Genomic DNA, 25,011 nt, shown 5'->3' with positions numbered 1-25,011 from the left:
GTCATGTCCATGGAACTTAATATCATATCATTAAGTAACTGATTTTTTACTTATTAGGTATTGTTTCGACAAATTCTTCAATATTCCTTTACATAATTAGAGATAGTATGATGCAAATCCTTAGAGCATATGTGATTAATCGATCACTGGGATTGTTTTCCGGTCATAGTGTTGACATTTAACTTAAAAAGGGTAACTCCTGCTAAAGCATTATCCGTTGGCAAAGGCAAATCATTGGAATATTGCTTCATGATAATTCCCATTGCTTCACGTTTAGCAGCAAGATCATTAATAAATTCCACTTCCCCAAAGCCCACAACACTCTGATAGCGCATACTCCAGTTGCATGCCTGCTTGCTGGTAACAAGCTGTGTATTAATCTCAACCTCGAAACAAGCTTGCGGATTCTCTTGTAAAATCAAAAGTTTCAAGCCCTCCTGAGCAGAATGAAAGTAGAGTACTCTATCCGCATAGCCAAAATTCATAGGAATGATGTAGGGCATGTCTTGATAAGATACAGCTAACCGGCAAACCTGAGCCTTCTTCATAATTTCATCCAAAATTAATGGATCCTTAATTTCTTTCTCACTTCTGCGCATACTTTTACCTCTTTTCCTTATCGTGTTGGTAAAAAATTGATAAGTTCATAACAATCTAATTCATAGAGAATAATAGGACAAATTATGGGACGGATTTTATTCCTTAGCCCGAACCGAATTCAAACAGCCTTTAAGGATTACTGATCGGTTCGAAGTCACACGGTATATTCTTGGCTTGAGCGCAGAACCCCGAATCGGAAATACCGTTTTCGTCGGCAATTGCTTTGGGTCAGTCATGCCAGGCTTTGGCTTCGGTCAGTTTGAATCGATGATGACAGGAATTTATGCCGCGCAAGACCTCTGCGGATTGGGAAATTACGCCAACCTTACTCGGCCCTTTAGAAGCAGTTACCGGCACTCCTTGGTGCTGCGCCGAACATTGGAGCTTTTGGACAATTCTCAATTAGACAGTTTAGTATCTCTGGTAAATCATGATATTACTCAAAAAATACTCAATAATAAACACCTAAATCCTTTAAAACTAGCCACCCGTTTGCTTCGTCCGTGGCTAAAGCTGCATAAAATTACACCCAAACTGTCTTAGCAATGGCAAGCTCTTCAAGGTCACCCTTATTAACAATGGTATGCCTGCAAATAATATGGTCTTCCGTGGAATTCAGGGCAATGCATTTTGAATAGATATCAGTCCCATAGGTTGCTGCTTTCCTATAAACTATCTCTAAAGCAGCCAAACGCTTATTACTGTAGACCTCTTCAGGAACTGCTTCCAGCATCCACTCCAGATAGTTGACATTATTAACATGTCCATTGGTATCAATATCACTGCGTCTGACGGAAAAGGTCTGCTCTCTTTCTTCGATGGGTGTACTTTCCTCAGATTCCAGGACGGATGCTTCGAGGGCCCGCTTTGAGTTTACTCCGTAAGCCTCTTCAAATTCCGGGGGAATTCTTAAAGGCCGTTTGCGCTCTGAATTGTAGAAAATCCACAAAGACGTTGCTCTGCCGATAATTCTCTCTTCACTGTCTTTGATCAAAAAATCCCGCGATCCGTAAAAACGTTCAAAACCGGCAGACCAAGTTTCGATGGTGACCGTTTCTCCAAGTACAGGGTAAAGGTCCATTTGCAACTGCCATCGGTTTAAAATCCAAGCTTGCTTCTTTTCTTTTAGCTGTTCGATGCCTTGCCCCACCGCCTGAGAATGGGCAATGGCTGTATCCTCTAAGTAATGCAGCATCGTCAAAGGGGTTGCTTGCTCGTGGAGATTAACCTCATGATAGTGAATCTTGAATGTGATTTTATAATTAGTATCGTCCATTTTTTCATCCGCCTTTACATATTTCAGAATTGTCATTAAATTGCGTATCATAAATCTTTCGATAGAGTCCGTTTTTCCTGATTAATTCTTCATGCCTGCCGCTTTCAGCAATTGTGCCATTCTCAATTACAAAAATCTGATCCGCTGCTAACACAGTGGACAAGCGGTGAGCAATTACAAAACTAGTTCTATCCTTTAACAACGGCACCAGAGCCTTTTGAATGAACTTTTCAGAAACGGAATCTAAAGAGGATGTTGCCTCATCAAGAATAATGATTCTAGGGTCTTTTAAAATAACTCGAGCAATGGATACTCTTTGTTTTTCTCCGCCCGACAACTTAATACCTCTATTTCCGACGACAGTTTGATACTTATCCGGCAGATTCATAATAAAATCGTGAATATAAGCCGCTTTACAGGCTGCGATCATTTCTTGCTCTGTGGCGTCATTTTTACCATACCTAAGATTTTCTTCAATGGTAGCATTAAAAAGGTAGGGTTCCTGCATAACAACTCCAATGTTATTACGCAGGGATTCCAGAGTAACATCCCTAATATCCAAATCATCAATGGTAATCTTGCCTTGATTAACCTCATACAGCCTTGGGATTAAATTAGTAATAGTGGTTTTTCCCACCCCGCTCGACCCAACTAAAGCAATCATCATGCCTGGCTCAACGGAAAAACTTATATCATCTAAGACTTTTACACTCTTTGTATAGGAAAAATGCACCTTATTAAATTCTACCTTTCCTTGTACCTCCTCTAACTCAATAGCCCCAGGTTTATTCTCGATCTCTGCTCTCTTATCTAAGTAATCAAAGATTCTTTGAAATAATGCCAAGGATCTGGTGATGTCAATATGGATATTCGAAAGCTGGGAAACCGGCGCATAAAGCCTGCCCAATAAGGCCACAAAAGCTACAATGCTCCCTATTGAGAGTTCACCTTTAATAAACAAATATCCTCCATAAAAGTAAATAAGCATGGGCCCCACAGCGATAAAGGTTGTTATTGTCATCCTGAACCAACGTCCAACAACGGATTCCTTAATTTGTAAGTTGATAACTTCATGATTAATTTTCTTGAAACTTTCCAGCTCAGCCTTTTCTTTTGTGAAAATCTTGGACAGCAGAGCCCCACTGATACTAAAGGACTCTTGGACCATCTGATTCAGATCACTGATTTTCTCTTGGCTTTCTTTAGCTATTTTCCAGCGAACTTTTCCTACTTTTCGAGTAGGAATAATAAAGGTTGGCAGAATAATCATGCCAACAACGGCTAACTTCCAATTCATTCCTATTAGTACTACAGCCGTCGAGATAAGCACAACCATACTTGTCAAAGCACTGACAACGGTTGTATTAAAGATATCCTGAATTCCATCAATGTCGCTTGTGATCCTAGTGATTATCTCGCCGGGCTTAGCAGCCGTATAGAAGTTAATGGACATCTTCTGTAAATGGGCATACATTTGATTTTTCATGTTTAAGATGATATGTTTGGCAATCCAGACATTCAGATAGGCCTGTGCCACTTGCAGCAGTCCTAAAATGACCGTAACTCCTATGGAAAATATGATCAGCATTCCTAATTGAGTCAGGTCCTTTTCCGGTAAAGCACTGTCAATAATATGTTTAATTAGTATCGGCGGAACAAGACCCAATATGGCATTCGTTATTATAATAACTGTTACTAACAGCATTTTGGTCCAATAAGGCAAAAAGTAACTAACAATTCTTGTGAGCATCTTTTTCGTAACCCGCGGCATTTCTATTTTCTCATTGGCAAATCGCAATCTGCTAACTCCTAGTCTCATAGTATCAACTCCTAGTATAAAAGCCCCATCCAAGACTATTATAACATAGTAGTCTGGTCTCAGAATTACGCCAGTATGCAGGTAAGTCTATTGTTCAGACAAATGCCTTGCCTACCGGCGTAATTCTTTAGGATAGAACCCAATAAAAAACATACACTATTACACAGAATGATCTCGAGAAAAACTACGGAGGAGGACCCTTCGATGTACAACTCTGATGAAGATACAGTTTCTATTGCCGTCCATCCAGAATTGCGGCGCAGCTTACTCTCTAACCCTACCCAAGAATCCTTCAGCAGCATTATAGACTATCAACTTTTTGCTAAATCCTATCCTAATTTAGCAAGGGACATTCTTTGCCTGTTACCAGCTTGGGAAGAACAGGCTCTTGAAGGCAATCATGTTATAGCAGCTCTCATCCAATATATGCTCAAACAGATTCCTAGCTTTACCATTAATGAGACCTTCATTCAAGCTAACCTCTTACGCATTCGAATCCTTGCCTCAACTCCCGGAATTGTCGCTTTTCCTTTCCTTGAAGTTCAAGAAAACCTGGTTCGATTTTTGAAAACAGCCGATCTCTTAGCCGACCTTCCGGAATTTGAAGTAGTGTCCTTTACTAAAAAAGAAATCAGCCCCCTTTCTTCGGACTTAACACGATTTCGTCTATCTCCTCACAGCCGCCGCTATATCCAGAACTTATTTCATCCTGAACGGCGAGAAGCTATTCTTAATGTTCTAGCACACATTACCAAGAATTACCCCTTATTATTCACTTGCCGCCAAGCCTATGCTCTCATGCTTTCCCTGGACAACCCTGAGATCTGGTGGAACCACCCTTTCTGTCTTCGTCTTATTGCCAATCGTTTTTGGGATTATGAGTTAATGAAAATTAACCATGCCTAATTAACAATTTTAAAAACTATTTCAGGTAGAAATAACGCTCCATATTTGGAATATAAGGTGACCAATCATCATTGGGATAGTTTTCTTTAGCCTGCTCAAATTGCCAAAGCTCTGCATCCAGGGCATCAGCGTAGTGAATGACTAACGCTTCCATCAGCTTTGGTTTTTTAGGGGATTGCCATTCGTATTTACCGTGATGACTGGCAAGAATGTGCAATAATTTAGAGCGAAGCTCATTGGGGAAATCCGGTATACTGGCAATCTCCTCAGTTAATAGTTCAATTCCTAGAATGATATGACCCAGCAGCCTTCCATCAGTAGTGAACTTAATTCCTCTGTCATAGGCGTACTCACGAATCTTGCCCACATCATGCAAAAGCGCTCCTGCTACAACTAAGTCATAGTCTATACCAGGATAAAGCCTGGCTATTCCCTCTGCTATTTCAGCAACTCTCAGACTATGCTCCCAGAGTCCGCGCAGATAAGCTTGATGAATTTTTATAGCTGCAGGGGCCCTCCTATAAGTGTCCCCTTTTTCGGGATGTTTAAAGAACTGCTCCAGCAGAACTCTCAGTTCCGGCTGGAAAATTTTTTTGATTAGAAGATCAAGCCTTCGTTCCAGCACCTCTAAATCTACCGGGGAGCTGGGAAGAAGTTCGGTTAAATCCACCTCTTCTTTTGGTACTAAGCGAATGGTCTCAACGGTAAGGTCCAGGGTACCACGATATTCGGAAATCATCCCTTTAACATAAAAAACGTCTTGTTCGTTTAACCAAACCAGAACTTGGGGCTCATAATTCCAAATCTTCCCTTGAATCGTTCCCGACCGATCCTGACAGGTTAAGGTTATATATGAACCGGGTTTTTGACGGAAAGGAACCTCTTTCCACTCATTAATTAACAGTATCCCTTCAAATCGTTCCCCGGCTTTACATTCTTTAAGCATTGACTTCATTCATCCTTTCTTACATTAACTTGAAACACCCACCTTATAGAAAGTGAGTGTTTTATAATCTATCCCTATAGTTTTTTAGGGTCTCTCGAATCTTCTCGAGAATAAGGGAACGAAGTTCAACCGGTTCAAGAATTTGAGCAGCTGAACCGAACCCTAATATCCAAGTGATGAATTCATTAACTCCAATGATTTCATCCTGGAATAATAGGGAACCATCTTCTAATAAGGTTAATTTACTATCGCGATGGGCTACGTCTTTTCTAACCTTGGCAAGAGTCTGCGAGCGATTTAAAAAACGCACTTTAACAGGAAGCAAATCCCCATATTCCATTCCCCAGCGTGGTCCTAACCAAGCCTTAAGGGAAAAGCCGTCAGGGTATTGAAAGGATTCGCTGGTCTCATCAACTTCTTGGATATTGTTCAGTCGGTAAGTCTTAGTCACATCCCTCTCTCGTGCAACAAGATACCAATATCTTAAACGCGAGTAATAAACAATGCCTAAAGGATCCACAATAATTTTTCTTTCATTGAAAAAGATCCTTATCCGCTTGGTATTCCTAACAGCCTTTTCTATCAAAGTAAAGGTTTGCCCTTGCAGCGGCTCTATGGGTGAAAGTTCCCCTTTAATATAACGATAACTCTCTTCTTCTCCAAAATCAAAACCCGACAAAATCTTTTGTCTGAGCCTATCCTTAAAAGAATTGTCCTCCTGCAAAAAGTCAATTATTCTTAGGATTGTCAGCCCCTCCCGGACATTTAAATGGACCGGAGTATATCTCTTTTCTGCAGAGGCCATAAACCATTTAACATGGGGCTGAAATAACTCCTTCTCATCCTCACTTTCTTCATCCCTGTCTGTGTACAATGGGAAAGGAGTTTCAATGGATGATGCCATTAGTCTGAGGTCTTGTTTCATCGTACCCCAGGGAACCCCGCAAGCATCGGCCAAATCACGGCCGGATAACCCTTCAGGATGGATCTCTATCAAAGCCATAATTTTCCTGATGCGCTCAATCGAGTCCATATGAATCCCCTCCATACATTCTCAGGAGCTGCCTATATTCCTCAAAAACTTTCTCTCGAAGTACCAAAGGTTCCAGAACCTCTGCCCCGGCACCGAATCCTCGTAACCATACTGCCAACTCTTCTAATCCTTCAACTCGATCTAACATCAGCAAACCGTCTCTATCTTCCATCAACGTGCAGGTCTTACGCGAGGCAAGTTCCGTTTTGACACGATTGATAGTTGAATAGTAATCACGAAATCGAATTTTTACTAACACAGGCTTTTCATCCCGATAAACTCCCCAGGCATTTTGATACCAAGTTTTTAGATCAAAGCCTTCAATAGGGGGAAAGAGTTTATCTGATTTTGTAATATCGATAATCCGATTTACCAAATACGTCTTAATCTTTTGGTCTTGTTCATCTTGAGCAATGAGGTACCAATTATCAAGAACCCAATAATAAACAATCCCCAATGGATTGAGACGAATTTGACGCGCTGCCCCCTCATCCTTGCGGTAGAGAATTTCAACCTGTTTTTTATCCCGTGCGGCTTCTTCCAAAAGCAGACAACATTGACTTTGATGGACATCCTGAGTAGGTGTTCTGCCTTGGACAAAAAGTGCAGCCCTTGATTGAGAGTTTTGCCCAATCCATAGTTTAAGTTTGGCTTCTAAAGTTTTCATTTCCTCAGGAATTGGGGCAAAAGCATGGGCTAGATTTAATGCTTCTAATAAAACTGTCTTTTCCAGATTATTTAGCTGAAGGGGTGGAAGCATTTGTTCTGAGCAAATGGAATACTTTTGTTCTTTATACTCAATAATGTGCTTCTCTACTAAGCCTTTTAGAGCCCTCTCCAGGGTTTTGCTGCTAATCTCTTCTTTGTCCTGGCGATTCAGGCGTTTATACAGTTCCCCAAGAGTCAAACCTGCAGGTGTAGAAGTAAGCATCCGTAAAATCTCCATCTGGCGAAGGTTAGCTGTCTTGACAGGCAAAGCCCCATTCCAGCCGCTAGCCTCCAGATATAGCTTTTCAGTATCATTTTGCTTAAATTGGAAACCATTGTCCTTCATTTCTCGGAGATCTCTTTGTACCGTTACCAAATTCACTCCTAACTTTAAGGCCAGGCTTGGGAGGGAATATACCCAGGGCTCTGTGGCTATACATTTGACGATTTCACGCTGACGTGCGATCTTGTCCAAACATCTTAACCCCCAATCCTTGCAACGATCATCAAAAATGATAGAATAATGAATGGAATGCTAAGGAGGTGAAAATCACCGTTGGATCCTAAGCCTATGAGTATAGATATGACTATTAACATTACACAAAAGGCCAGAGAATTCCTCCAAAAAACAAAAAAAAACAAGCTGTATATCAAGCGCATGGTCTTAACTGAATGCTGCATCCCTCTCTCAACTCCTCCAGCCGTACGCAAAGGTAGTCCTAGAAAACTTGAAAATTTTTATGAATTTTATGTTGAAGGGATCACGGTGTATTATGACCGTGATTTAATCCGAAAAGCAGAGTTGACAATTGATACTAAAGGATTTGGATGGTCAGAACAATTGATGGTTACAGATTGGGTTATTAGATACTAAAGTCGGCCTTAGGCCGACTTTTATGTTTCTAATCCCCTGATCACTTCAATACCTGTAAGCTCATTTTATAGTCGTAAATCAGCTCATTGAATTCCTCCTGAGACCCATTTTTTTTGATTAACTTCTGAGCTTTTTTTAATAAATATTTATGTACTTCTCCTCTCTCAATTAGAAACTTAAGCAATTTTTTCATATATACATCATTGGTTAATTCCATATGTTTTCGGTATAGTCGACCTACCCTGCTTTCAGCTTTTATGTCCATTTGCAGCATCGTCATCACATCAAGGTTTTTATCTAAATCTAACTTCTCCGCTGGCACTTGAATATTATTAAGTGTTAGCGGCAGGCCTCCTAATTTACTAATGGCTACCGAAATTAATTCCATATGCCCTAATTCTTCAGCAGCAATGATGCCTAACAATTCGCGAATAGGTCGATTGGATATATTCGAACGTTGATTGAAGTATTGCAAAGCTGAGGATAGCTCACTGTCCTTCCCGGCATAATGTTCTAACAGCACTTTTGCAAAGGCCGGATCTTGACGTTCAACATGAACCGGATAAAAAAGACGTTTATGGTAATTAAACACTTCCATACACCCCCTATTTAAAGAATCCTGCCTTTATTATATGTGGCCCTTATCTAGGAGGTCACAGGTGGTCTAACAATCATTATGCCGCAAAAACAATTATTACCAAAAAAAGAAAACCCCTCCTTATTTTAAGGAAGGGAAAAAAGAAAGAAAGAAGGGGAAAAAATGAGAAGAATTTATATTAACCGTTAAAGAACGGGTAGTCATGTACTATATTCAGTATAGACTACCACTGTTACGTTCCCATGAACTTTGTGTGAAGAATATGTTAAACCTAATTATGGAATTTATTATCCCAGCCCTTTCAGGCCGATATCTTGTCGATAATGAGCATTAGGAAAATCTATTTGATCTACAAGAGCATAGGCCTTTTCTCGAGCCTCCTGAAGGGTTCTTGCCTCAGCCGTTACACCTAACACCCGACCGCCGGCACTTACCAGTTCTCCTTCACTGATCCCTGTCCCGGCATGAAAGATAACGGCATCCTTAGTGCCATTGTCCGGCAGTTTGATGGGAGTCCCCTTAATATAGGCTAGAGGATAACCCTGAGCAGCCATAACAACACAAACAGCGACTTCTTTTTTCCACTCCAGCCCAACTTCAGAAAGGCGACCTTCCGTGCAAGCCCAAAGAATAGGCAAAAGATCAGATTCCATACGTTTCATCACAACTTGTGTTTCAGGATCACCAAACCGAACATTATACTCCAACAGTTTGGGACCCTGATCCGTTAGCATCAGTCCCAGGAATAGCACTCCCACAAAAGGGGCTCCTCGTTCTTCCATAACCCGTAAGGTAGGAACTACTAAATCGCGCATTACCGTTGTTTCAAGTTCATCGGTCCAAATGGGAGGGGGACTATAGGTACCCATACCCCCCGTATTTAAGCCAAGGTCACCATCTAACGCCCGCTTGTGATCCTGAACCGGAACCATAGGCAGAGCTGTCTTCCCATCAGAAAAACATAATAAACTTACTTCTTGCCCCTCTAAAAATTCTTCGACGAGCAGTTTTTTACCCGCTGAGCCAAAACTGCCATCCATTATCTCATCCACCGCTTGAATCGCAGTTTCCAAGTCCATAGCCACGATAACACCTTTGCCCGCCGCAAGACCGTCCGCTTTTAAAACACAAGGCGCGCCAATTCTTTGAATAAACTCCTTGGCCAAAATAGGATCTTCAAAAACTTGCCACTTAGCTGTCGGTACCTGTGCCGATTCCATAATTGTTTTAGCAAAGGATTTGCTTCCTTCAAGTTGGGCGGCAGCCTGATTTGGCCCAAAGATCCTAAGTCCAGCCTCCTTAAAGGCATCACCAATCCCTAAACTCAGAGGATCTTCCGGTCCAACCACAGTAAGATCGATATTCTCCTTAAGAGCAAACTCCACTAATCCGGCAATATCCTGAACCGGAATTGGGACATTCCACATAACAGTCCCTGCATTTCCAGGTGCAACAAACAAACATTCAAGCTCCGGGCTTTGTGACAGCTTCCAAGCTAAAGCATGTTCCCGTCCGCCACTGCCTATAATGAGCACTCTGTGCTTACCCACTGATTCCCGCCTCCCTTACCAGTAAACTTATCCCTGTTCTCAATTATTAGTGTTGAAAATGTCTGCGATGCGTAAACAGCATAACAATATTTAAACGATTAGCAGCTTCGATCACCGCAGCATCATTGCGAGATCCCCCTGGCTGAACAATTCCTCGTATTCCTGCTTTAGCAGCCTCCTCTATAGAGTCTGGAAACGGAAAGAATGCATCCGAGGCTAAATAGGCTCCTTTCGCCTTATCTCCAGCCTGTTCCAAGGCAATTTTAACAGAGCCTACTCGATTCATTTGTCCTGCTCCAACTCCCAGTGTACTCTTATGATCCGTTACAACTATGGCATTGGACTTGACATGTTTCACAATTCGCCAAGCAAAATCAAGAGCAGCGAGATCTTCTTCCGTCGGTTTCTGTTCTGTCATGAGCTCCCATTCCTTAACAGGGGTTGTCCCGCAATCGACTTCTTGAACGAGATAACCTCCTTCAACACTCCTGGACACCCAGCCGGACATTATTTTCCCTAAGTCCCCTCTTCCAACTACAAAAAGTCGAAGATTTGACTTAGCACTAAGAATCTCGCGAGCTTCCGGGCTGAATTCCGGAGCTACAATCACTTCATAGAAACGATCACTAAGTGCTTCAGCGCATGGAGCATCTACTACTCTGTTAAAGGCGATAATTCCTCCAAAAGCGGATACCGGATCGGCGGCAAACGCACTTTCGTAGGCTTCTACGGGAGTCTTGCCAATTGCCACACCACAGGGATTGGTGTGTTTAATAATGGCCGCAGCACAAGCTTCAAATTCACGCACCAGTTTCCAAGCAGCATTCATATCCATCCAATTATTATAGGACAGCTCTTTGCCTTGAAGTTGTTTCCCATTAGCCAAAGTCCCCACCCCGGCTTCTGAGTTAATATAAAAGGCAGCTTTTTGCTGAGGATTTTCTCCATAACGCAATTCCTGAACTTTTTTTGCAGTTATGCGCAGCGTTTCAGGAAAAGTATCAGGCGGTTCAATTTGACGTTCTAAATAGCCGGCAATAAGGCGGTCATACTCTGCAGTATGAGCAAAGGCCTCAGCAGCAAGTCGTTTACGCATACCCGCAGGAACATTTCCTGTTTCACGAAGTACACTTAAAACTTCCTCATAAGCTTCCGGATTAACTAAAACCGTAACCCTGCCATGATTCTTGGCAGCAGCACGCACCATAGTCGGCCCGCCAACATCAATATTTTCAATAGCCTCTTCAAAGGTTACTCCTGGCTTGGCAATGGTCTCCCGGAAAGGATAGAGATTAACCACAACTAAGTCAATATACAGGATTCCATTCTGCTCCATTTGCTGCATATGCTTAACACTGTCACGAGCTAAAATTCCGCCATGAATTAAGGGGTGAAGAGTCTTCACTCGACCGTCTAAAACCTCAGGGAATCCGGTTACTTCGCTGACATATTTCACCGGAATATTGGCTTCATCCAGTACTTTGTAAGTTCCTCCTGTGGAAATTAATTCAAAGCCTAAATCAACTAGTTCTCGCGCTAAAGCAACTACCCCAGTTTTGTCTGAAACGCTTATGATCGCTCTTCGCTTCATCCCAATTCCTCCTGTTGTAAAATCTGCACTCTCCGCCCAATCCGTTTGACCTTTCCTAATGATACCAATCGAACGGCTTCAGGATAGAGTCGATGTTCTACTGCCAAAATCTTCTGAGACAAGCTTTCTTCCGTATCCTCAGCTAATACAGGTACAGCTTCCTGCAAGATAATCGGGCCGCTATCCAAACCTTCATCCACGAAGTGAACTGTACAACCGCTGACTTTAACCCCATATTCAAGAGCTTGTCGCTGAGCATGGAGCCCTGGGAAGGCAGGCAGTAATGAGGGATGAATATTCAGAACCGGAAATTCAGCTTGACGCAAGAACCGGGGGCCTAAAACCCTCATATATCCCGCTAAAAGCAAGAGTTCTATTTGGTTCTCCCGCAGCCAGCGCAAGATATCATCCTCTTGAGCTTGCCGACTGGAGTAATCCTCTGCTTGAAAAATACCGGTTAGTATTCCGGCGTCTTCCGCAATTTTCAAGGCACCGGCACCAGCGTGGTCCGATCCGACAGCAATAATCTTAATAGCTAGGGTATCATTTCTGCAGGCATCAATCAAGGCTTGCAAATTACTGCCTCGACCGGATGCGAGTATTGCTGTCCTCAATATGCCACCCCTTCTCCCTTGACAACGGTTCCTATAACAAAGCTCTTCTCGTTCATCTCTTCGAGATCTTGACGTACTTGCTTCTCATCACCGGCCCGCACAATCAGAACATAACCGATTCCCATATTAAAAGTACGGTACATTTCCGGCCATGCCACATCTCCCAATTGTTGAATGAGGTTAAAAATAGGAGGCTGCTCCCACGCAGAGCTATTTAACTGAATCCCTAAACCCTCCGGCAAAATTCTCGGCAGATTTTCCGTCAGGCCGCCGCCGGTAATATGGGCCATCCCCAAGATATTATGGCTGGAAAGCAGTTTTAAAACAGGCTTGACATAAATTCGGGTTGGGCGAAGCAAAGCTTCCCCAAGGCCTTCACCCAACTCAGGCAAAACTTCATGCAAAGAATGCTTTTCGAATATTTTTCGAGCTAACGAAAAGCCGTTGCTATGAAGGCCTGATGAGGGCAAGCCAATGAGAATATCTCCCGCTTGAATATGCGAACCGTCAATTAGTTGGTCTGCATTGACAACTCCCACTGAAAATCCTGCAATATCGTATTCATCCTCGGCATAGAAACCCGGCATTTCTGCTGTTTCTCCCCCAATCAAAGCACAACCGGCCATTTCACACCCTCTGGCCACACCGCCCACAACTTCAGCAAGCCGTTCCGGGTCTACCTTGCCGACTGCTAAGTAATCGAGAAAATACAATGGTTCTGCGCCTTGAACTAAAATGTCGTTGACGCACATGGCAACAGCGTCTTGCCCAATGCTGTCATGGCGATTCATTTGGAACGCCAGCCGGAGCTTCGTTCCTACTCCATCTGTTCCGGAAACAAGCACGGGATTTGGATATTTCGCCAAATCCAATTTGAAAAGTCCGCCAAATCCCCCAAGTCCGCCGAGAACCTCGGGGCGCAAAGTCCGGGCGACAGCCGGTTTGATGCGTTCTACAACTTCATTGCCTGCTTGAATATCAACACCCGCGTCTCGGTATGTGTATCCCAACGTTGTTCCTCCTCCAATAAGCTCATCCGCAATAATTCTGAGACTCGAAATTATTCTTTCCTCGATTTAATCTGGAAACCGGAATCGGATAGCTGCCGTTAAAACAAGCTAAACAAACATCCTTAGTGCCCAAGGCCCGCAGCAAACCCTCTTCAGAAATATAATGCAAGGAATCCGCACCAACATACTTTCGAATGCCGGCAACATCTAATTGATTAGCAATAAGCTTTTCTCGTTCTGCCGTATCAATGCCATAAAAACAAGGATAAGCTACTGGAGGAGAACTAATTAAGAAATGGACCTCCTTCGCTCCTGCTTTTTTAACCATTTCAACTAATTTTGAACTGGTGGTTCCGCGAACAATGGAATCATCGATCATTACTACACGTTTATCTTTAAGAACACTGGCATTGGCGTTAAGTTTAAGTCGAACAGCAACTTCCCGCATAGCTTGTGTCGGTTGAATAAAGGTTCTGCCGACATAACGATTTTTGATGAGTCCTTCGCCAAAGGATATTCCTAAGGCTGTTGCATAGCCCAGAGCCGAAGCTGTCCCGGAGTCCGGAACAGCAATAACAAGATCTGCTTCAATGGGACATTCATTGGCTAATTCAATACCCATTTGCCGGCGGCTTTCGGCAATATTCAACGAATCCATAGTACTGTCCGGCCGCGCAAAATAAATATACTCAAAAGCACAAGCAGCACGGGTTGTCTTCTCTAACCCTCTCCGGGAACGCAATCCCTCTTCATCAATCACAACGATTTCACCGGGCTCTACGTCTCTTACGAATTCTGCACCGATAGTATCTAACGCGCAGCTCTCAGAAGCCAGACAGTAATAGTCGCCTAACTTGCCAATGCACAAGGGACGAACCCCATGAGGGTCCCGAATACCAAAAAGCTTATCCTCTGCCAGAATCACTAAAGCGTAGGCTCCGCGTAAATCCATCATCGTCTTTACTAAGGCATCTTCCAAGGTATCTCTGCGATACCGGGTAATCAGGTTAATAACTACTTCGCTATCGACGGTGGTTTGAAAGACAGCCCCATTCTTTCCCAGTTCATCACGAAGGTCGGAAGCGTTGGTTAAATTCCCGTTATGAGCCAAAGCCATCATACCTTTTTGATAATGAACCACTAAAGGCTGAGCATTCGCCAACAAGCTCGAGCCAGTAGTAGAGTATCGCACATGGCCAATTGCCATCTTTCCTTTCAAGTTCTGGACAATGCTGTCAGAAAAAACTTCTGAAACCAAGCCCATTCCTTTATGCACAGAAATGCTCAATCCATCCGAAGACGCAATACCGGCACTTTCCTGCCCACGATGCTGCAAAGCATATAGCCCGTAGTATGTCAAACGAGCAACCTCTTGACCGGGAGCATAAATTCCAAAGACTCCGCATTCTTCTTTAGGCTTGTCCTCACCAATTTCGAACATTTTCGGCCCCTCTTTCCCCTTCGTCCGGAAATACATTAATCATTATTTAAACTTATGAGAGAACCGCTTTCACTCTGCGATAGACTTCTTGATAAGCTTCTTCGACCTTACCCAAATCACGACGGAAACGGTCCTTATCCAGTTTTTCCCGCGTTTCAATATCCCAATACCGGCATGTATCCGGAGAAATTTCATCCCCAAGATAAACTTTTCCCTCATAAATTCCGAATTCCAGCTTAAAGTCAATCAGCTGGATACCGGCTTTTACTAAGATCCCTTGTAAAATCGAATTCACTTTCAAACCCATTTCCTGGATTTTCCGTGCAGTTTCTCCGCTAGCCCACCCCATGGCGGCAACATGAGATTCATTGACCATAGGATCTCCCAGAGCATCATCCTTGTAATATAACTCTACCACCGGCCGGGAGAGCTCAAATCCTTCTTCAACTCCTAAACGCTTGGATAAACTGCCTGCTACGATATTTCGCACGACAACTTCCAAAGGAATCATATCCAAACGACGTACAAGCATATCCCGGTCACTGAGCAGCCGCACAAAATGAGTGGGAATTCCCGCTTTTTCAAGTTCCTCAAAAAATAAGGCTGACAATTGGTTGTTAACTAAGCCCTTATCGACAATTTGCCCTTTTTTCTCGCCATTAAAAGCAGTGGCATCATCCTTATAAGCTACCCAGAAATACTCTTTTTCATCAGTATCATACACTCTCTTAGCTTTTCCCTCGTACTTTAATTCTAACTTTTCCATTACTCTTACCCCTCTCCAACTATTTTTCAAGCCCTAAACGTTTAAATATATCGCCAACATGTTTTGTATGGTATCCATAATCAAAGAGATCATTGATTTCAGCTTCATCCAGGTGTTCACGTATACTGGAATCTTTAGTAATTAAGGACTTAAACTGCTCTTTAGTATTCCAGGCTTCCATGGCATTACGCTGAACCATCGCATAGGCATTTTCCCTACTGACCCCTTTGTCGACTAAGGCTAACATAACTCGCTGAGAAAAAATAAGTCCGCATCCCTTATCGATATTGATCATCATTTGTTCCGGGAATACTTGAAGGCGATCTATTAATTGAGTCATCTTATGAAGCATATAGTCCAAAGCGATGGTGCTGTCCGGCAAAATCATCCGCTCCGCTGAAGAATGGGATATATCTCGTTCATGCCATAAAGCAACATTTTCTAAAGCGACTTGAGCATTGACCCGGATAACCCTGGCCATACCACAAATGCGCTCCGGAGTAATAGGGTTTTTCTTATGTGGCATGGCTGAAGAACCTTTCTGGCCTTTCGCAAAGGCTTCTTCCACTTCATGAACATCCGTTCTCTGCAAGTTGCGAAGCTCAGTTGCCATTTTATCGAGGGAACTTGCTATTCCGGCAAGAGTAGTCATGAAGAAAGCATGCCGGTCACGTTGGAGTATTTGGGTGGATATTAAAGCCGGTTTAAGATTCAGCGTCTCACAGACATGGGCTTCCACCAAGGGATCAACATTAGCAAAGGTACCTACCGCCCCGGATATTTTCCCAACCCGGATCTCTTCTCGGGCGAAGCTTAAACGATTTATCTGCCGTCTAATCTCGTCATACCACAACGCAAACTTTAGCCCTAAGGTTATTGGTTCGGCATGAATTCCATGGGTTCGCCCCATCATGAGCGTATCCTGATGTTCTAATGACCTGCGTCCTAAAACTTCTTGTAGTCTTTCCATTTTAGTCAAGAGTATATCCGATGCTTCAACCAGTTGCAGGGATAATGCTGTATCCAGGACATCTGAGGAAGTCAGCCCAAGGTGAATATGCTTTGCTTCATCTCCCACATTTTCGGCAACATTGGTCAAAAATGCCAAGACATCATGCTGGGTCACTTCTTCGATTTCCTGAACTCTTGACCAGGAAAAAGATGCTTTTTGGCGAATGACATCGACTGCTTCTGTGGGAATTTTGCCAAGTTTGGCCCATCCTTCACAGGCAGCGATCTCAATTTTCAACCATAATGCAAGGCGATGCTCATCGGTCCAGACTCCTCCCATTTCCGGGAGTGTATAGCGTTCAATCATTTTAAAGAATCCTTTCTATGGAATTAATAATTACGGTCCCTTTCCTACTCAGGAATTTCCCTTTAAACGTTGTTGCAGTGCTTCATCTTTTGCCTCAAGCTCTTTTAACATTTTTGCTCGATAGTTTTTAACCTTATTACTTAATTCCGGATCATGGGCAGCGAGAATTTGAACTGCCAGCAAAGCTGCATTACGTGCTGCTCCAATGCCTACTGTAGCCACGGGAATGCCGGGAGGCATCTGCACTATAGCATAAAGGGCATCGACACCTTCCAAAGCTCCACTGCGCATGGGAACGCCGATCACCGGCAAAATCGTAGCACCCGCCACAACACCGGGTAAATGTGCGGCCAACCCCGCAGCAGCGATGATTACCTTACCTCCTTGGGCTTCAAATCCCTTCACCCAATCAACGGTTCGCTCCAAGGCCCTATGGGCGGAAGAAATCTTGACTTCATAATCCAGTTCAAATTGACGAAGAATCTTGATTGCATCCTCCATGACATTTAAATCTGAATCGCTTCCCATAATAACTCCAATTTGGCTCATAATTATTCGCCTCTCTTTCACTTTTTGCATTAGAAAGTATCTAGTTCATAGTTTCTTTCTGATAGCATAAAAAAATCCCAGACGGGCAGATTTTGCACCCTTAAAAAACAGAGTGAAACCTACCCGCCTGGGCTTTTATCCCTTCGGTGTAATCTGATTTTGCAATCAAACCTGTACCACTCGGACAAAACAAATTGGCCAGCGCCAAGAAAAGCCTTTGCCCTAGGTACACTTTCGCTCATAGTCAGATCATTTACGGCGACCTGGTAGAAACTTGCGGACCATATCTCCACTATTATATGAACTCTTATTAAATTTTTATAAGCATATTGTACAAGAAGAGCTCTGTAAGGTCAACAGCATTTTCGAACATTCCTATATTTTTATTTAGAAACGTTCGGCAATTATTCAGTTGGTTTCAAATCTTTCTCTTGTGTAATTATAGAATTTTTTGAGAGTATGCTATACTTCCCTTCACTGTGAGTAATCCTTGAAATATGTCTGATGGAAAGATTACACTGTTCACAGAAACCCTGAGCATAATATTTCTTTGCTTTTGTCACTTCCTTCATCTTCCGTAAAGTTCGCTGACATTGTGGGCAGGTTATGGTCGCTTTATCTATTAAAAGTTTCAACTCTCTTATTTTCTCCTGATTTTCTCTCTGTATTTTCTCCCAATTAATGACTGCGTTCTCTGAAAAATTATAGATCTCTTTAAATATTTTCGCCGTATAAAACGCGTCACTTAATGCATCATGGAAGGGCGATATGATTTGAATATCCAAATCTTCTACCGCACTTTCTAAACTTGGCTGTTTTGATAAACCTTCCCGATTCATATAAAGCTGTTGAATGTTAATATACTTATCGAATGAAAGATCATGAAAGCCAAAAAACAGACAATTTTCTCTTAACCCTAAAATATCATCATGTCCCCAAGAACATAGGACAGAGTCCTTCCCAACCCATGAACTAAAACCTCTGATGGCTCCAGCAAAAGGTATTCCCTGACCAACGGTGATTGTGCTAATATTTGTTTTCTTTTTAACATAGGGATTAATCCTTTTATAAATAACCGGCCGAATGATCGAATTGTACTCATCGATCATCTCCAAACGATGATCAAGTTTCACAGCTCCAATCTGTATAATTTCACTTTTTAGAGCTGGATTCCCTTGATCCCCTTCTTTGAATTTAAAAAACATATTAAATTCTAAATCAAACACGATATAGTTCATTTCTACCTCCTCTATCCCATGATTATTATAATCCCTCAAAATACCAAAAGCATATACCTTTACCCATTGTTATAAAATATAAGAACAAAAAAGATACCTGCAAAGAAGCCTTTTCTCACAGGTATCTCTTGAAATTTGATTAATTACCAAAAACTTAATTGTTTATAAGTGCTGATTCTTTGGTATTGGTTTAGTAGTTGATCTAATTGCTGACTAACCTCAACCACCTCACTATCAACGAGGCTACGATTGAAAGCAAATGCATTAAGCCTCTTACGTAATACCTCAATTCTTTTCAAAAGTTTTTTTTCCACATGGATTCCTCCTGAAATGTCGTTCTCAACAAGATTTTATTGCTTTATTGATGAAATAGCAAGAAGAAATTATCCATTATTAGGCAATTTAATGTCGGAATATGGAATAACTACCAAATACCTTACTTTTCTACTAAATTCTTATTACTGTACATTGGAAGCTTAATAATGAACGTAGTCCCACCAGGCCCTGTCTCTATGCTGATTGTCCCGCCGTGCCGGTATACAATGTTATAAGTTACAGGCAACCCCAAACCAGTTCCATTCTTTTTTGTAGTTAAAAAGGGTTTACCGATGTTTTCTAGGACTCTAGCCGGAATTCCTGAACCTTGGTCGTTCACTCTTATTACTGCCTTATTGTTTTCTAGAGATGTATTGATCCTTATTATTCCTCCAGAGGGCATGGACTCAAGAGCATTTCGAACTAAGTTCAAGATGACCTGACGAATTTCTCGCTCATTTAATTTTACATTTGGTATATTCTCCAGTTCAGCGATGATTGTCGTCTCATTCTTTAAAGCATCGGCTCTCAGCATAGGGAGAAGCTTATTGATAATTTCATTGAGATTATGTTCACTAAGAGAAATTGGACTGTTACGGCTCAAACTTAAGAACTCTGTGATAATCGAGTTTGCTCTGTCTAATTCTTCAACCATTAATTCAAAATAACTTTTAAATTCTTTTAAACTTACCTTTGAACCTAGTAACTGAAGAAAGCCGCGTACCGTTGTCATCGGATTTCTGATTTCATGAGCAATACTGGCCGCCATCTGACCAATAAGGTTTAACCCATCCAATTTTTGCATTTCCGCTTGTATCTTCTTTTTTTCAGTAACATCTCTATGAATACCCATAATGCCGCTAATATGGCCTTGGTCATCTTTGATCGGAGAAATACTTAGTGAAACATCGATAACTGTGCCATCCTTTTTTTGCCGCTGCATATCATAGCTGATAATTTCTTCTCCCGCTCTTACTCTGGAAAGAATGTCAATTAATTCCTGACTTTCATTAGGAACTGCTAAGATGGTTATATGCTTTCCCAAAACCTCTTCAAGCATGTAGCCATACAACTTCTGACCTGCCGGGTTCATACTGGTTATCTTAAATTCCAGATCAATGGTGGTAATAGGGTCATTAGAGTTTCTCACCATCGCTTCGAAGATTCTAAGCTGTTGAGAGTGAACTTTAGCCGCCCTGAGAATGGGTGTTAATTCAGGGAGAAAGCGAGTGTCAAATTGGTCTCCATCATCCTTAAATAAGGACTCGGCAAATAAAATAAATTGTTTTTTAATTTTCCTAATCATATGCCATGTTGATATAAAAGGAATGAGAAGAAGTAATAATATGAGGCCTAAGATGCTTATTGAATACTTCAATGCTTGTCTGTAAATATCATTTATCTTTGTATAAGTCCAAATAAAACCCCTTGTTTCTTTATTAACACCAACCGGCATAACAATTCCTAGGATTCCCTTTCGGCTCCATCCAACAACATTTTGATCTTCGATCAACTCGTGTTGGCTGCTTTTCAATAATTCGTAAAAATTCTCACCCGCAGAAAGCGGTGGAAGCTGAGATTCAGCAAACTCCGAATTCGCAGCAATAATAGAATTAGCCTTCAAATCATAGTATCCAAAGCAACACTCGGGATGCTCTTTGGAGATGTTATTAAAATAAGGTTGCAAATCCTCTTGCCGTTCCCGAAAGGATGATTGGATATCAATATTTAAATAATTGCTTAATGATACCAAATCGGCTCTTCTTTCATATATCAGGTACTGCGAAATTCCAAAAAATGATCCTGCAGTTGCTATTATGATAAGGGCCCACAAGACTATGGTTAGGTATAAGTACATCTTTTTTATAGTGTTTGCGTTTCTAAAAACGTTCCTAAAGTTCAAACATAGTCCCCCCTAATAACTTATAAATATTTCATGATAATTCATTTCAATCTCACCCCCATAAACTTTCTGCTACACTCTTATCGGCAAAATCTTTGCGAAATATTACTATATTTCAGAATTAATTTTATTTTTCCTTAATTCGCCAGACCCGGATATTTTCCTTCAATTTGTGGTGATCATTTTCAATAACAGCACTTCATTACCTACAGCATTATATATTACTTTGTCACAAAACAGCTTCATCAGGAGAATTCCCCGCCCACTACCGGCATCCCTAAGTTCATCAAAATTTTCCTCATAGTTGTTATCATACTGAACTTTTGTCACGTCAAAGCCTAGACCAAAATCTTTGACTCTTATTATTAATCTTCCACCAATCCGCCTTAGTTTTAAGCGAACTTGACCTGATGCTGAATAGCCATTGTTCAAGGCTTCGTGGACGGCTACCTCTAAAGTAGAAACATCATCCCCAGATAAATTTCGCTCTAAAAATTCACTTATGATGATCTGAGCTTTTTCCAGATCGGTATTATCGTTGATATCCAACACTTTAATTTCCTTTGTCTCTTTAAGGATTTCGATACAGATAACCGAAAAATCATCTTTTCGTTCCGGATTTTGGGCTAGTTTCTCCAGCCATCCTTTATAAGCTGCGAAACTCCTCTGTTTTATTATGCCATTCAATTCTATAAGATCTGAAGCGCCGTCACTCATCAGGCAATATAATTCTCCCGGTTTAAAGGGTATTATTTTCATCTCAATTTCCGGATTATCTACAATTCCTAGATAGCACCCCGAAATAGGAATTAAAGAACACTCCTGTTGTTTTGCAAGCAAGAACAAGGTTATTCCTGCTGAAATCAGCTTAAGGGCATGAGCCTTAAAATCAAATTCATAATACAATAAGGCAACAAAAGTATCTTCATACAAATAATCCATTACCTTTTCGTTAATTGCGAGGATATCCTCTGCCTCTACAACATCCCCTTGCAGCAATACATTATCCAACATCATTTTAATAGTAGCCGTTTGCAAAGCTGTTGCTACACCATGACCACTAACATCAATGATATAACCACACAATTTTTTCTGTTCATCAAACCATTTATAATTAAAGAAATCTCCACTTACTGTACTATAAGGTTCAAAAATAGTATTAACCCTGATTTCCTCTCCGACAAAGGGGTGCGGCAGGGAATCCCGCTGCACCCTCTCAGCAAGCAGAATTTCCATTTGGGTTTGTTTTTCTCGTTCGAGAAGTTTCATTTCTATCTTTTTGCGATCAGTTATATCAACAATACTTGTAACTTTAAAGTAACTATTAATGGCTTGATCCTGAACAGGATAGCTTTTTAACCAAAGCCAACGCATTTTTCCGTCCGATCGAATAATCCTAAATTCTTCAGTAATCGCTTTGTTTATATTTAGAAAACTCTGTGGAAACGATGACCTCATTCTCTCCCGGTCAGCCCGATGAATTAACCCTACTAAGGCATGAGGATTGTCTAACAGGCTTTGACAAGACATGCCAGTAATTCTTTCATAAGCGGGGCTAACATAGACAATCTTTTCTTTGTCATTAATCAAAAAGATTTCATTGATCGTTTCAGCACACTGCCTGAATTTTTCTTCGCTTTCTCTTAACCGTGCATTTAATTGTTTACTTTCAGTTATATCCATCATTACCGCCAGAAAAGCCCTTTCACTTTCGTAGGGTATGCATATCCCTTTTAAAAGAACGTTCAAGATTTCCCCTGACTGTTTAATGAGTTCTAATTCAGAAGAGACACAATAGTCTTCTGCTATTTCTTCCTTCAATTGATCGAAATGTTCAAACGTCTTTTTTGTCATAAACTCCTTCATTTCACGACCAATAAACTCTCTATCATAGCCTAAAGCCTCCTTACCGGCTTCATTTACAAATAAGATAATTCCAGCTCTAATAATAACCACAATTTGGGGGGCATTATTTACAATCGCAGAATATCGTTTATGACTTTCCCTTAGTTCCTCCTCCATGAGAGTCATCTCTGTAATATCTTCAAAGCATTCAATTTTCTCCCTTATTGCACCTTGCTCATCGTAAACCACCGCTATGCTTTTAAGAACATGCCTTGTTTGTCCGTCTTTCGTTACAACATTACACAATTGATTAATCAATGGAGATTCACAAGCATTACTGCATAGATTACACCCCTCGATTCCTACGCCATGCAATACAACCGAGCACTCTTTTCCTATGACTTCATTGGCGGAATACCCTGTAATCACTTCAGCCATTTCATTCCATCCCGTAATTCTTCTGTTCCTGTCCACGGAAAAGACTGCACTCGGAACTGTTTTAAATAAAAGCTCTGCATATTCCACCTTCTCTCTTAGCTGCTTTTCCAGTCTTTTGCGCTTGGTAATATCTCGGGAAATTCCAATAAGTCCGGCAAGGTTTCCCTGGTCATCCCAAAAGGGAGCTTTCACTGTTTCTGCATAAATCAGGCTTCCATCCATTAAAGCGATTTCTTCTTCATTCTTTATCATTTTGCCGGAGGCAAATGTTTCTCGATCTTTTAGCAGATAATAGTTTGCTAAGTCAGGATTCTTGACGATCTCAGAATCCGTTTTTCCGATAATGTCAACTTCATTTAAACCTAAAACTCTCTCTGCATAGCCTTTATTACACCCTAGCAGCTTGCTGTTAGTATCCTTATAAAAGATAAAATCAGGTATAGTATCTATAATCGTTTTTAAAAATCGCTTCTGGTTGGCAAGCTCCATTTCAAGCTGAACCTTGGCAGTAATATTATTGGCAACACCTATAGTTCCGCTTACTTGACCATAATTATCAAAAAAAGGTAAAATCAATTCTTCAAACCATTCATTATACTTTTTATTCTTTAAATGAACTCGATGCAGCTTTTGATTAATCCTATATTTCGTGATCTCTTTGTCCTTTTTGCTATAATTCAAAGCACTTTTTAAAGGAAAAATCTCAAAATCCGTTTTGCCCATTAATTCTGTACGTTTAGTTTTGTAGAAATCTTCATAGGCTTTGTTAACGGTAATATACTTTCCATTGATATCTTTTACCCAAGCCAAAAATGGCATGGCTTCAATTAAGGACTGTATATTATTTCTTTTTTGCTCTTCTTTCATCTGCCATCTTTTTTCAGTGATATCATTGGTTATTGTAAGCAAATACTTATTATCAGCAATTTCAATCATTTCTGCTAAAAACAGCCCTGTATGAATATTTCCTATTTTATCTCTAATATTAACTTCACAATTAATCACACAACCATGTTCCGTTATTTGAGAAATAATATTATCTCTAAATTGCGGATCAAGGAAAATGTTTAAGTCTCCTGCTCGTTTACCCAGTATTTCATCTCGCTCATAACCTAAAGTCTGGACAAGCACGTCGTTTACTTGAATATATTCTCCCGTGTCAAACTTACTGAGAGCTGTTATAGAGGATGTGCACCCTAATGTTTTTTCCAGATGCCTTTTTGCCCTTTTAACGTCCTTAACCTCTTTGCTGATACCATACAGTACTTCGTTTCCTTCCAGCTGTCCCTTAAAAAAACGAGTATCCACAGCAATTTCTCTGCCGGATTTTGTGCATATGGGCAAGGTCAACTCAGTTAGTTCTCCAGATAAGATACCCTTGAGTATGTTTCCAGACTCAAGGCGCTTAGTGACAGAAAACAATAAATCAAAGTTTAAGCAGGTTATCTCATCCAGAGAGTATTCTAAATTTTCAAGGACAGCTCGATTAGCTTGGATGACTTGCCCCGAATTATGAACAATAAAAATATAATCCTCTATACAATTAAAAAGAAAATTAAAGCTTTCCTTATATTGATGGTCACAGACTTTCTTAACCAGTTGGTTATCCAAAGTTTTTACCTCCTGTTATATAAATTGAGCTCTAGACTAAAAATGTAACCATCTTTTCAGTC

The 25,011-nt window shown here is 41.1% G+C and carries 22 protein-coding genes and 1 riboswitch; of the genes, 3 read left to right on the top strand and 19 right to left on the bottom strand.

The window, feature by feature from the left end; all coding sequences use genetic code 11:
* Positions 1–143 precede the first annotated feature (143 nt).
* Entirely contained in the window at positions 144–599 is a 456-nt protein-coding gene (locus DESOR_RS03540; protein ID WP_014183237.1) for a pyridoxamine 5'-phosphate oxidase family protein, read from the bottom strand.
* A gap of 235 nt (positions 600–834) precedes the next feature.
* Between DESOR_RS03540 and DESOR_RS28650 the strand changes: the two genes are divergently transcribed.
* Positions 835–1,143, top strand: a complete 309-nt coding sequence (locus tag DESOR_RS28650; protein WP_148265222.1) for a hypothetical protein — start codon at positions 835–837, stop codon at positions 1,141–1,143.
* On the opposite strand, the gene DESOR_RS03535 is transcribed toward DESOR_RS28650, so the two are convergent.
* Together DESOR_RS03535 and DESOR_RS03530 are read right to left on the bottom strand one after the other, a co-directional pair.
* Positions 1,124–1,876, bottom strand: a complete 753-nt coding sequence (locus DESOR_RS03535; protein WP_014183236.1) for an acyl-[acyl-carrier-protein] thioesterase — start codon at positions 1,874–1,876, stop codon at positions 1,124–1,126. The genes DESOR_RS28650 and DESOR_RS03535 overlap by 20 nt on opposite strands.
* Before the next feature lie 4 nt (positions 1,877–1,880).
* Positions 1,881–3,695, bottom strand: a complete 1,815-nt coding sequence (locus DESOR_RS03530; protein ID WP_014183235.1) for an ABC transporter ATP-binding protein — start codon at positions 3,693–3,695, stop codon at positions 1,881–1,883.
* 204 nt (positions 3,696–3,899) lie between these two features.
* Here DESOR_RS03530 and DESOR_RS03525 point away from each other — a divergent pair, with 204 nt between their 5' ends.
* Positions 3,900–4,601, top strand: a complete 702-nt coding sequence (locus tag DESOR_RS03525) for a hypothetical protein (protein ID WP_014183234.1) — start codon at positions 3,900–3,902, stop codon at positions 4,599–4,601.
* A gap of 16 nt (positions 4,602–4,617) precedes the next feature.
* Here DESOR_RS03525 and DESOR_RS03520 read toward each other — a convergent pair whose 3' ends face one another.
* From DESOR_RS03520 to DESOR_RS03510, 3 genes are all read right to left on the bottom strand, one after another.
* Positions 4,618–5,547 (bottom strand): 3'-5' exoribonuclease YhaM family protein, encoded by a 930-nt coding sequence (locus DESOR_RS03520; protein WP_014183233.1) that lies wholly within the window; start codon positions 5,545–5,547, stop codon positions 4,618–4,620.
* Between the two features lie 61 nt (positions 5,548–5,608).
* Positions 5,609–6,580, bottom strand: a complete 972-nt coding sequence (locus DESOR_RS03515; protein ID WP_014183232.1) for a helix-turn-helix transcriptional regulator — start codon at positions 6,578–6,580, stop codon at positions 5,609–5,611.
* Positions 6,567–7,763 carry a helix-turn-helix transcriptional regulator gene (locus tag DESOR_RS03510; RefSeq protein WP_014183231.1) on the bottom strand — a complete coding sequence of 399 codons (1,197 nt, stop codon included), beginning with the start codon at positions 7,761–7,763 and terminating at the stop codon, positions 6,567–6,569. Before DESOR_RS03510 ends, DESOR_RS03515 begins: the two co-directional genes overlap by 14 nt.
* A gap of 81 nt (positions 7,764–7,844) precedes the next feature.
* On the opposite strand from DESOR_RS03510, the gene DESOR_RS03505 reads away from it, so the two are divergent.
* Positions 7,845–8,162 (top strand): CC/Se motif family (seleno)protein, encoded by a 318-nt coding sequence (locus tag DESOR_RS03505; RefSeq protein WP_014183230.1) that lies wholly within the window; start codon positions 7,845–7,847, stop codon positions 8,160–8,162.
* Between the two features lie 40 nt (positions 8,163–8,202).
* On the opposite strand, the gene DESOR_RS03500 is transcribed toward DESOR_RS03505, so the two are convergent.
* The 13 genes from DESOR_RS03500 to DESOR_RS03440 all read right to left on the bottom strand — a co-directional run bounded on the left by DESOR_RS03500 (position 8,203) and on the right by DESOR_RS03440 (position 24,949).
* Complete coding sequence (locus tag DESOR_RS03500) at positions 8,203–8,754, bottom strand: manganese catalase family protein (protein ID WP_014183229.1); 552 nt, start codon at positions 8,752–8,754, stop codon at positions 8,203–8,205.
* Between the two features lie 293 nt (positions 8,755–9,047).
* Positions 9,048–10,310 (bottom strand): phosphoribosylamine--glycine ligase, encoded by a 1,263-nt coding sequence (gene purD, locus DESOR_RS03495; protein WP_014183228.1) that lies wholly within the window; start codon positions 10,308–10,310, stop codon positions 9,048–9,050.
* Between the two features lie 46 nt (positions 10,311–10,356).
* The gene (purH, locus tag DESOR_RS03490) at positions 10,357–11,901 is read right to left on the bottom strand and encodes a bifunctional phosphoribosylaminoimidazolecarboxamide formyltransferase/IMP cyclohydrolase (RefSeq protein WP_014183227.1); all 1,545 of its coding nucleotides are present in this window, start codon (positions 11,899–11,901) and stop codon (positions 10,357–10,359) included.
* Positions 11,898–12,515, bottom strand: a complete 618-nt coding sequence (gene purN, locus DESOR_RS03485; protein ID WP_014183226.1) for a phosphoribosylglycinamide formyltransferase — start codon at positions 12,513–12,515, stop codon at positions 11,898–11,900. The genes purH and purN overlap by 4 nt, the downstream gene beginning before the upstream one ends.
* Positions 12,512–13,525, bottom strand: a complete 1,014-nt coding sequence (purM, locus tag DESOR_RS03480) for a phosphoribosylformylglycinamidine cyclo-ligase (RefSeq protein WP_014183225.1) — start codon at positions 13,523–13,525, stop codon at positions 12,512–12,514. Before purM ends, purN begins: the two co-directional genes overlap by 4 nt.
* Before the next feature lie 22 nt (positions 13,526–13,547).
* Positions 13,548–14,966, bottom strand: a complete 1,419-nt coding sequence (gene purF, locus DESOR_RS03475) for an amidophosphoribosyltransferase (RefSeq protein WP_014183224.1) — start codon at positions 14,964–14,966, stop codon at positions 13,548–13,550.
* Positions 14,967–15,018: 52 nt separating this feature from the next.
* Positions 15,019–15,732 (bottom strand): phosphoribosylaminoimidazolesuccinocarboxamide synthase, encoded by a 714-nt coding sequence (gene purC / locus DESOR_RS03470; RefSeq protein ID WP_014183223.1) that lies wholly within the window; start codon positions 15,730–15,732, stop codon positions 15,019–15,021.
* 19 nt (positions 15,733–15,751) lie between these two features.
* Positions 15,752–17,050: an adenylosuccinate lyase gene (purB, locus tag DESOR_RS03465; RefSeq protein WP_014183222.1), complete on the bottom strand. Its 1,299-nt coding sequence runs from the start codon at positions 17,048–17,050 to the stop codon at positions 15,752–15,754.
* A 48-nt stretch (positions 17,051–17,098) separates the two neighbouring features.
* Positions 17,099–17,599 (bottom strand): 5-(carboxyamino)imidazole ribonucleotide mutase, encoded by a 501-nt coding sequence (gene purE, locus DESOR_RS03460; RefSeq protein WP_014183221.1) that lies wholly within the window; start codon positions 17,597–17,599, stop codon positions 17,099–17,101.
* Between the two features lie 221 nt (positions 17,600–17,820).
* A riboswitch (purine riboswitch) is annotated at positions 17,821–17,922 on the bottom strand.
* An 81-nt stretch (positions 17,923–18,003) separates the two neighbouring features.
* The gene (locus DESOR_RS03455) at positions 18,004–18,837 is read right to left on the bottom strand and encodes a 3'-5' exonuclease (RefSeq protein WP_014183220.1); all 834 of its coding nucleotides are present in this window, start codon (positions 18,835–18,837) and stop codon (positions 18,004–18,006) included.
* A 143-nt stretch (positions 18,838–18,980) separates the two neighbouring features.
* A complete protein-coding gene (locus DESOR_RS03450; RefSeq protein ID WP_014183219.1) occupies positions 18,981–19,151 on the bottom strand; it encodes an aspartyl-phosphate phosphatase Spo0E family protein in 171 nt (56 codons plus the stop codon).
* A 122-nt stretch (positions 19,152–19,273) separates the two neighbouring features.
* Positions 19,274–20,905, bottom strand: a complete 1,632-nt coding sequence (locus DESOR_RS03445; RefSeq protein ID WP_158309004.1) for a two-component system sensor histidine kinase NtrB — start codon at positions 20,903–20,905, stop codon at positions 19,274–19,276.
* A 315-nt stretch (positions 20,906–21,220) separates the two neighbouring features.
* Positions 21,221–24,949 (bottom strand): PAS domain S-box protein, encoded by a 3,729-nt coding sequence (locus DESOR_RS03440; protein ID WP_014183217.1) that lies wholly within the window; start codon positions 24,947–24,949, stop codon positions 21,221–21,223.
* Positions 24,950–25,011 lie beyond the last annotated feature (62 nt).

It is taken from the genome of Desulfosporosinus orientis DSM 765 (assembly GCF_000235605.1).
In the GTDB taxonomy this organism is placed as follows: Bacteria; Bacillota; Desulfitobacteriia; order Desulfitobacteriales; family Desulfitobacteriaceae; genus Desulfosporosinus; species Desulfosporosinus orientis.
This window is presented reverse-complemented; position numbering and strand designations above follow the sequence as displayed.

What these genes read in the sequence shown, in the direction of transcription:
- purC (WP_014183223.1), bottom strand. Translation starts at nt 15,732, where the DNA reads ATGGAAAAGTTAGAATTAAAGTACGAGGGAAAAGCTAAGAGAGTGTAT.
- DESOR_RS03515 (WP_014183232.1), bottom strand. Translation starts at nt 6,580, where the DNA reads ATGGACTCGATTGAGCGCATCAGGAAAATTATGGCTTTGATAGAGATC.
- DESOR_RS03530 (WP_014183235.1), bottom strand. Translation starts at nt 3,695, where the DNA reads ATGAGACTAGGAGTTAGCAGATTGCGATTTGCCAATGAGAAAATAGAA.
- purB (WP_014183222.1), bottom strand. Translation starts at nt 17,050, where the DNA reads ATGATTGAACGCTATACACTCCCGGAAATGGGAGGAGTCTGGACCGAT.
- purH (WP_014183227.1), bottom strand. Translation starts at nt 11,901, where the DNA reads ATGAAGCGAAGAGCGATCATAAGCGTTTCAGACAAAACTGGGGTAGTT.
- DESOR_RS03525 (WP_014183234.1), top strand. Translation starts at nt 3,900, where the DNA reads ATGTACAACTCTGATGAAGATACAGTTTCTATTGCCGTCCATCCAGAA.
- DESOR_RS03540 (WP_014183237.1), bottom strand. Translation starts at nt 599, where the DNA reads ATGCGCAGAAGTGAGAAAGAAATTAAGGATCCATTAATTTTGGATGAA.
- purF (WP_014183224.1), bottom strand. Translation starts at nt 14,966, where the DNA reads ATGTTCGAAATTGGTGAGGACAAGCCTAAAGAAGAATGCGGAGTCTTT.
- DESOR_RS28650 (WP_148265222.1), top strand. Translation starts at nt 835, where the DNA reads ATGCCAGGCTTTGGCTTCGGTCAGTTTGAATCGATGATGACAGGAATT.
- DESOR_RS03455 (WP_014183220.1), bottom strand. Translation starts at nt 18,837, where the DNA reads ATGAACTATATCGTGTTTGATTTAGAATTTAATATGTTTTTTAAATTC.
- DESOR_RS03535 (WP_014183236.1), bottom strand. Translation starts at nt 1,876, where the DNA reads ATGGACGATACTAATTATAAAATCACATTCAAGATTCACTATCATGAG.
- DESOR_RS03520 (WP_014183233.1), bottom strand. Translation starts at nt 5,547, where the DNA reads ATGCTTAAAGAATGTAAAGCCGGGGAACGATTTGAAGGGATACTGTTA.
- purE (WP_014183221.1), bottom strand. Translation starts at nt 17,599, where the DNA reads ATGAGCCAAATTGGAGTTATTATGGGAAGCGATTCAGATTTAAATGTC.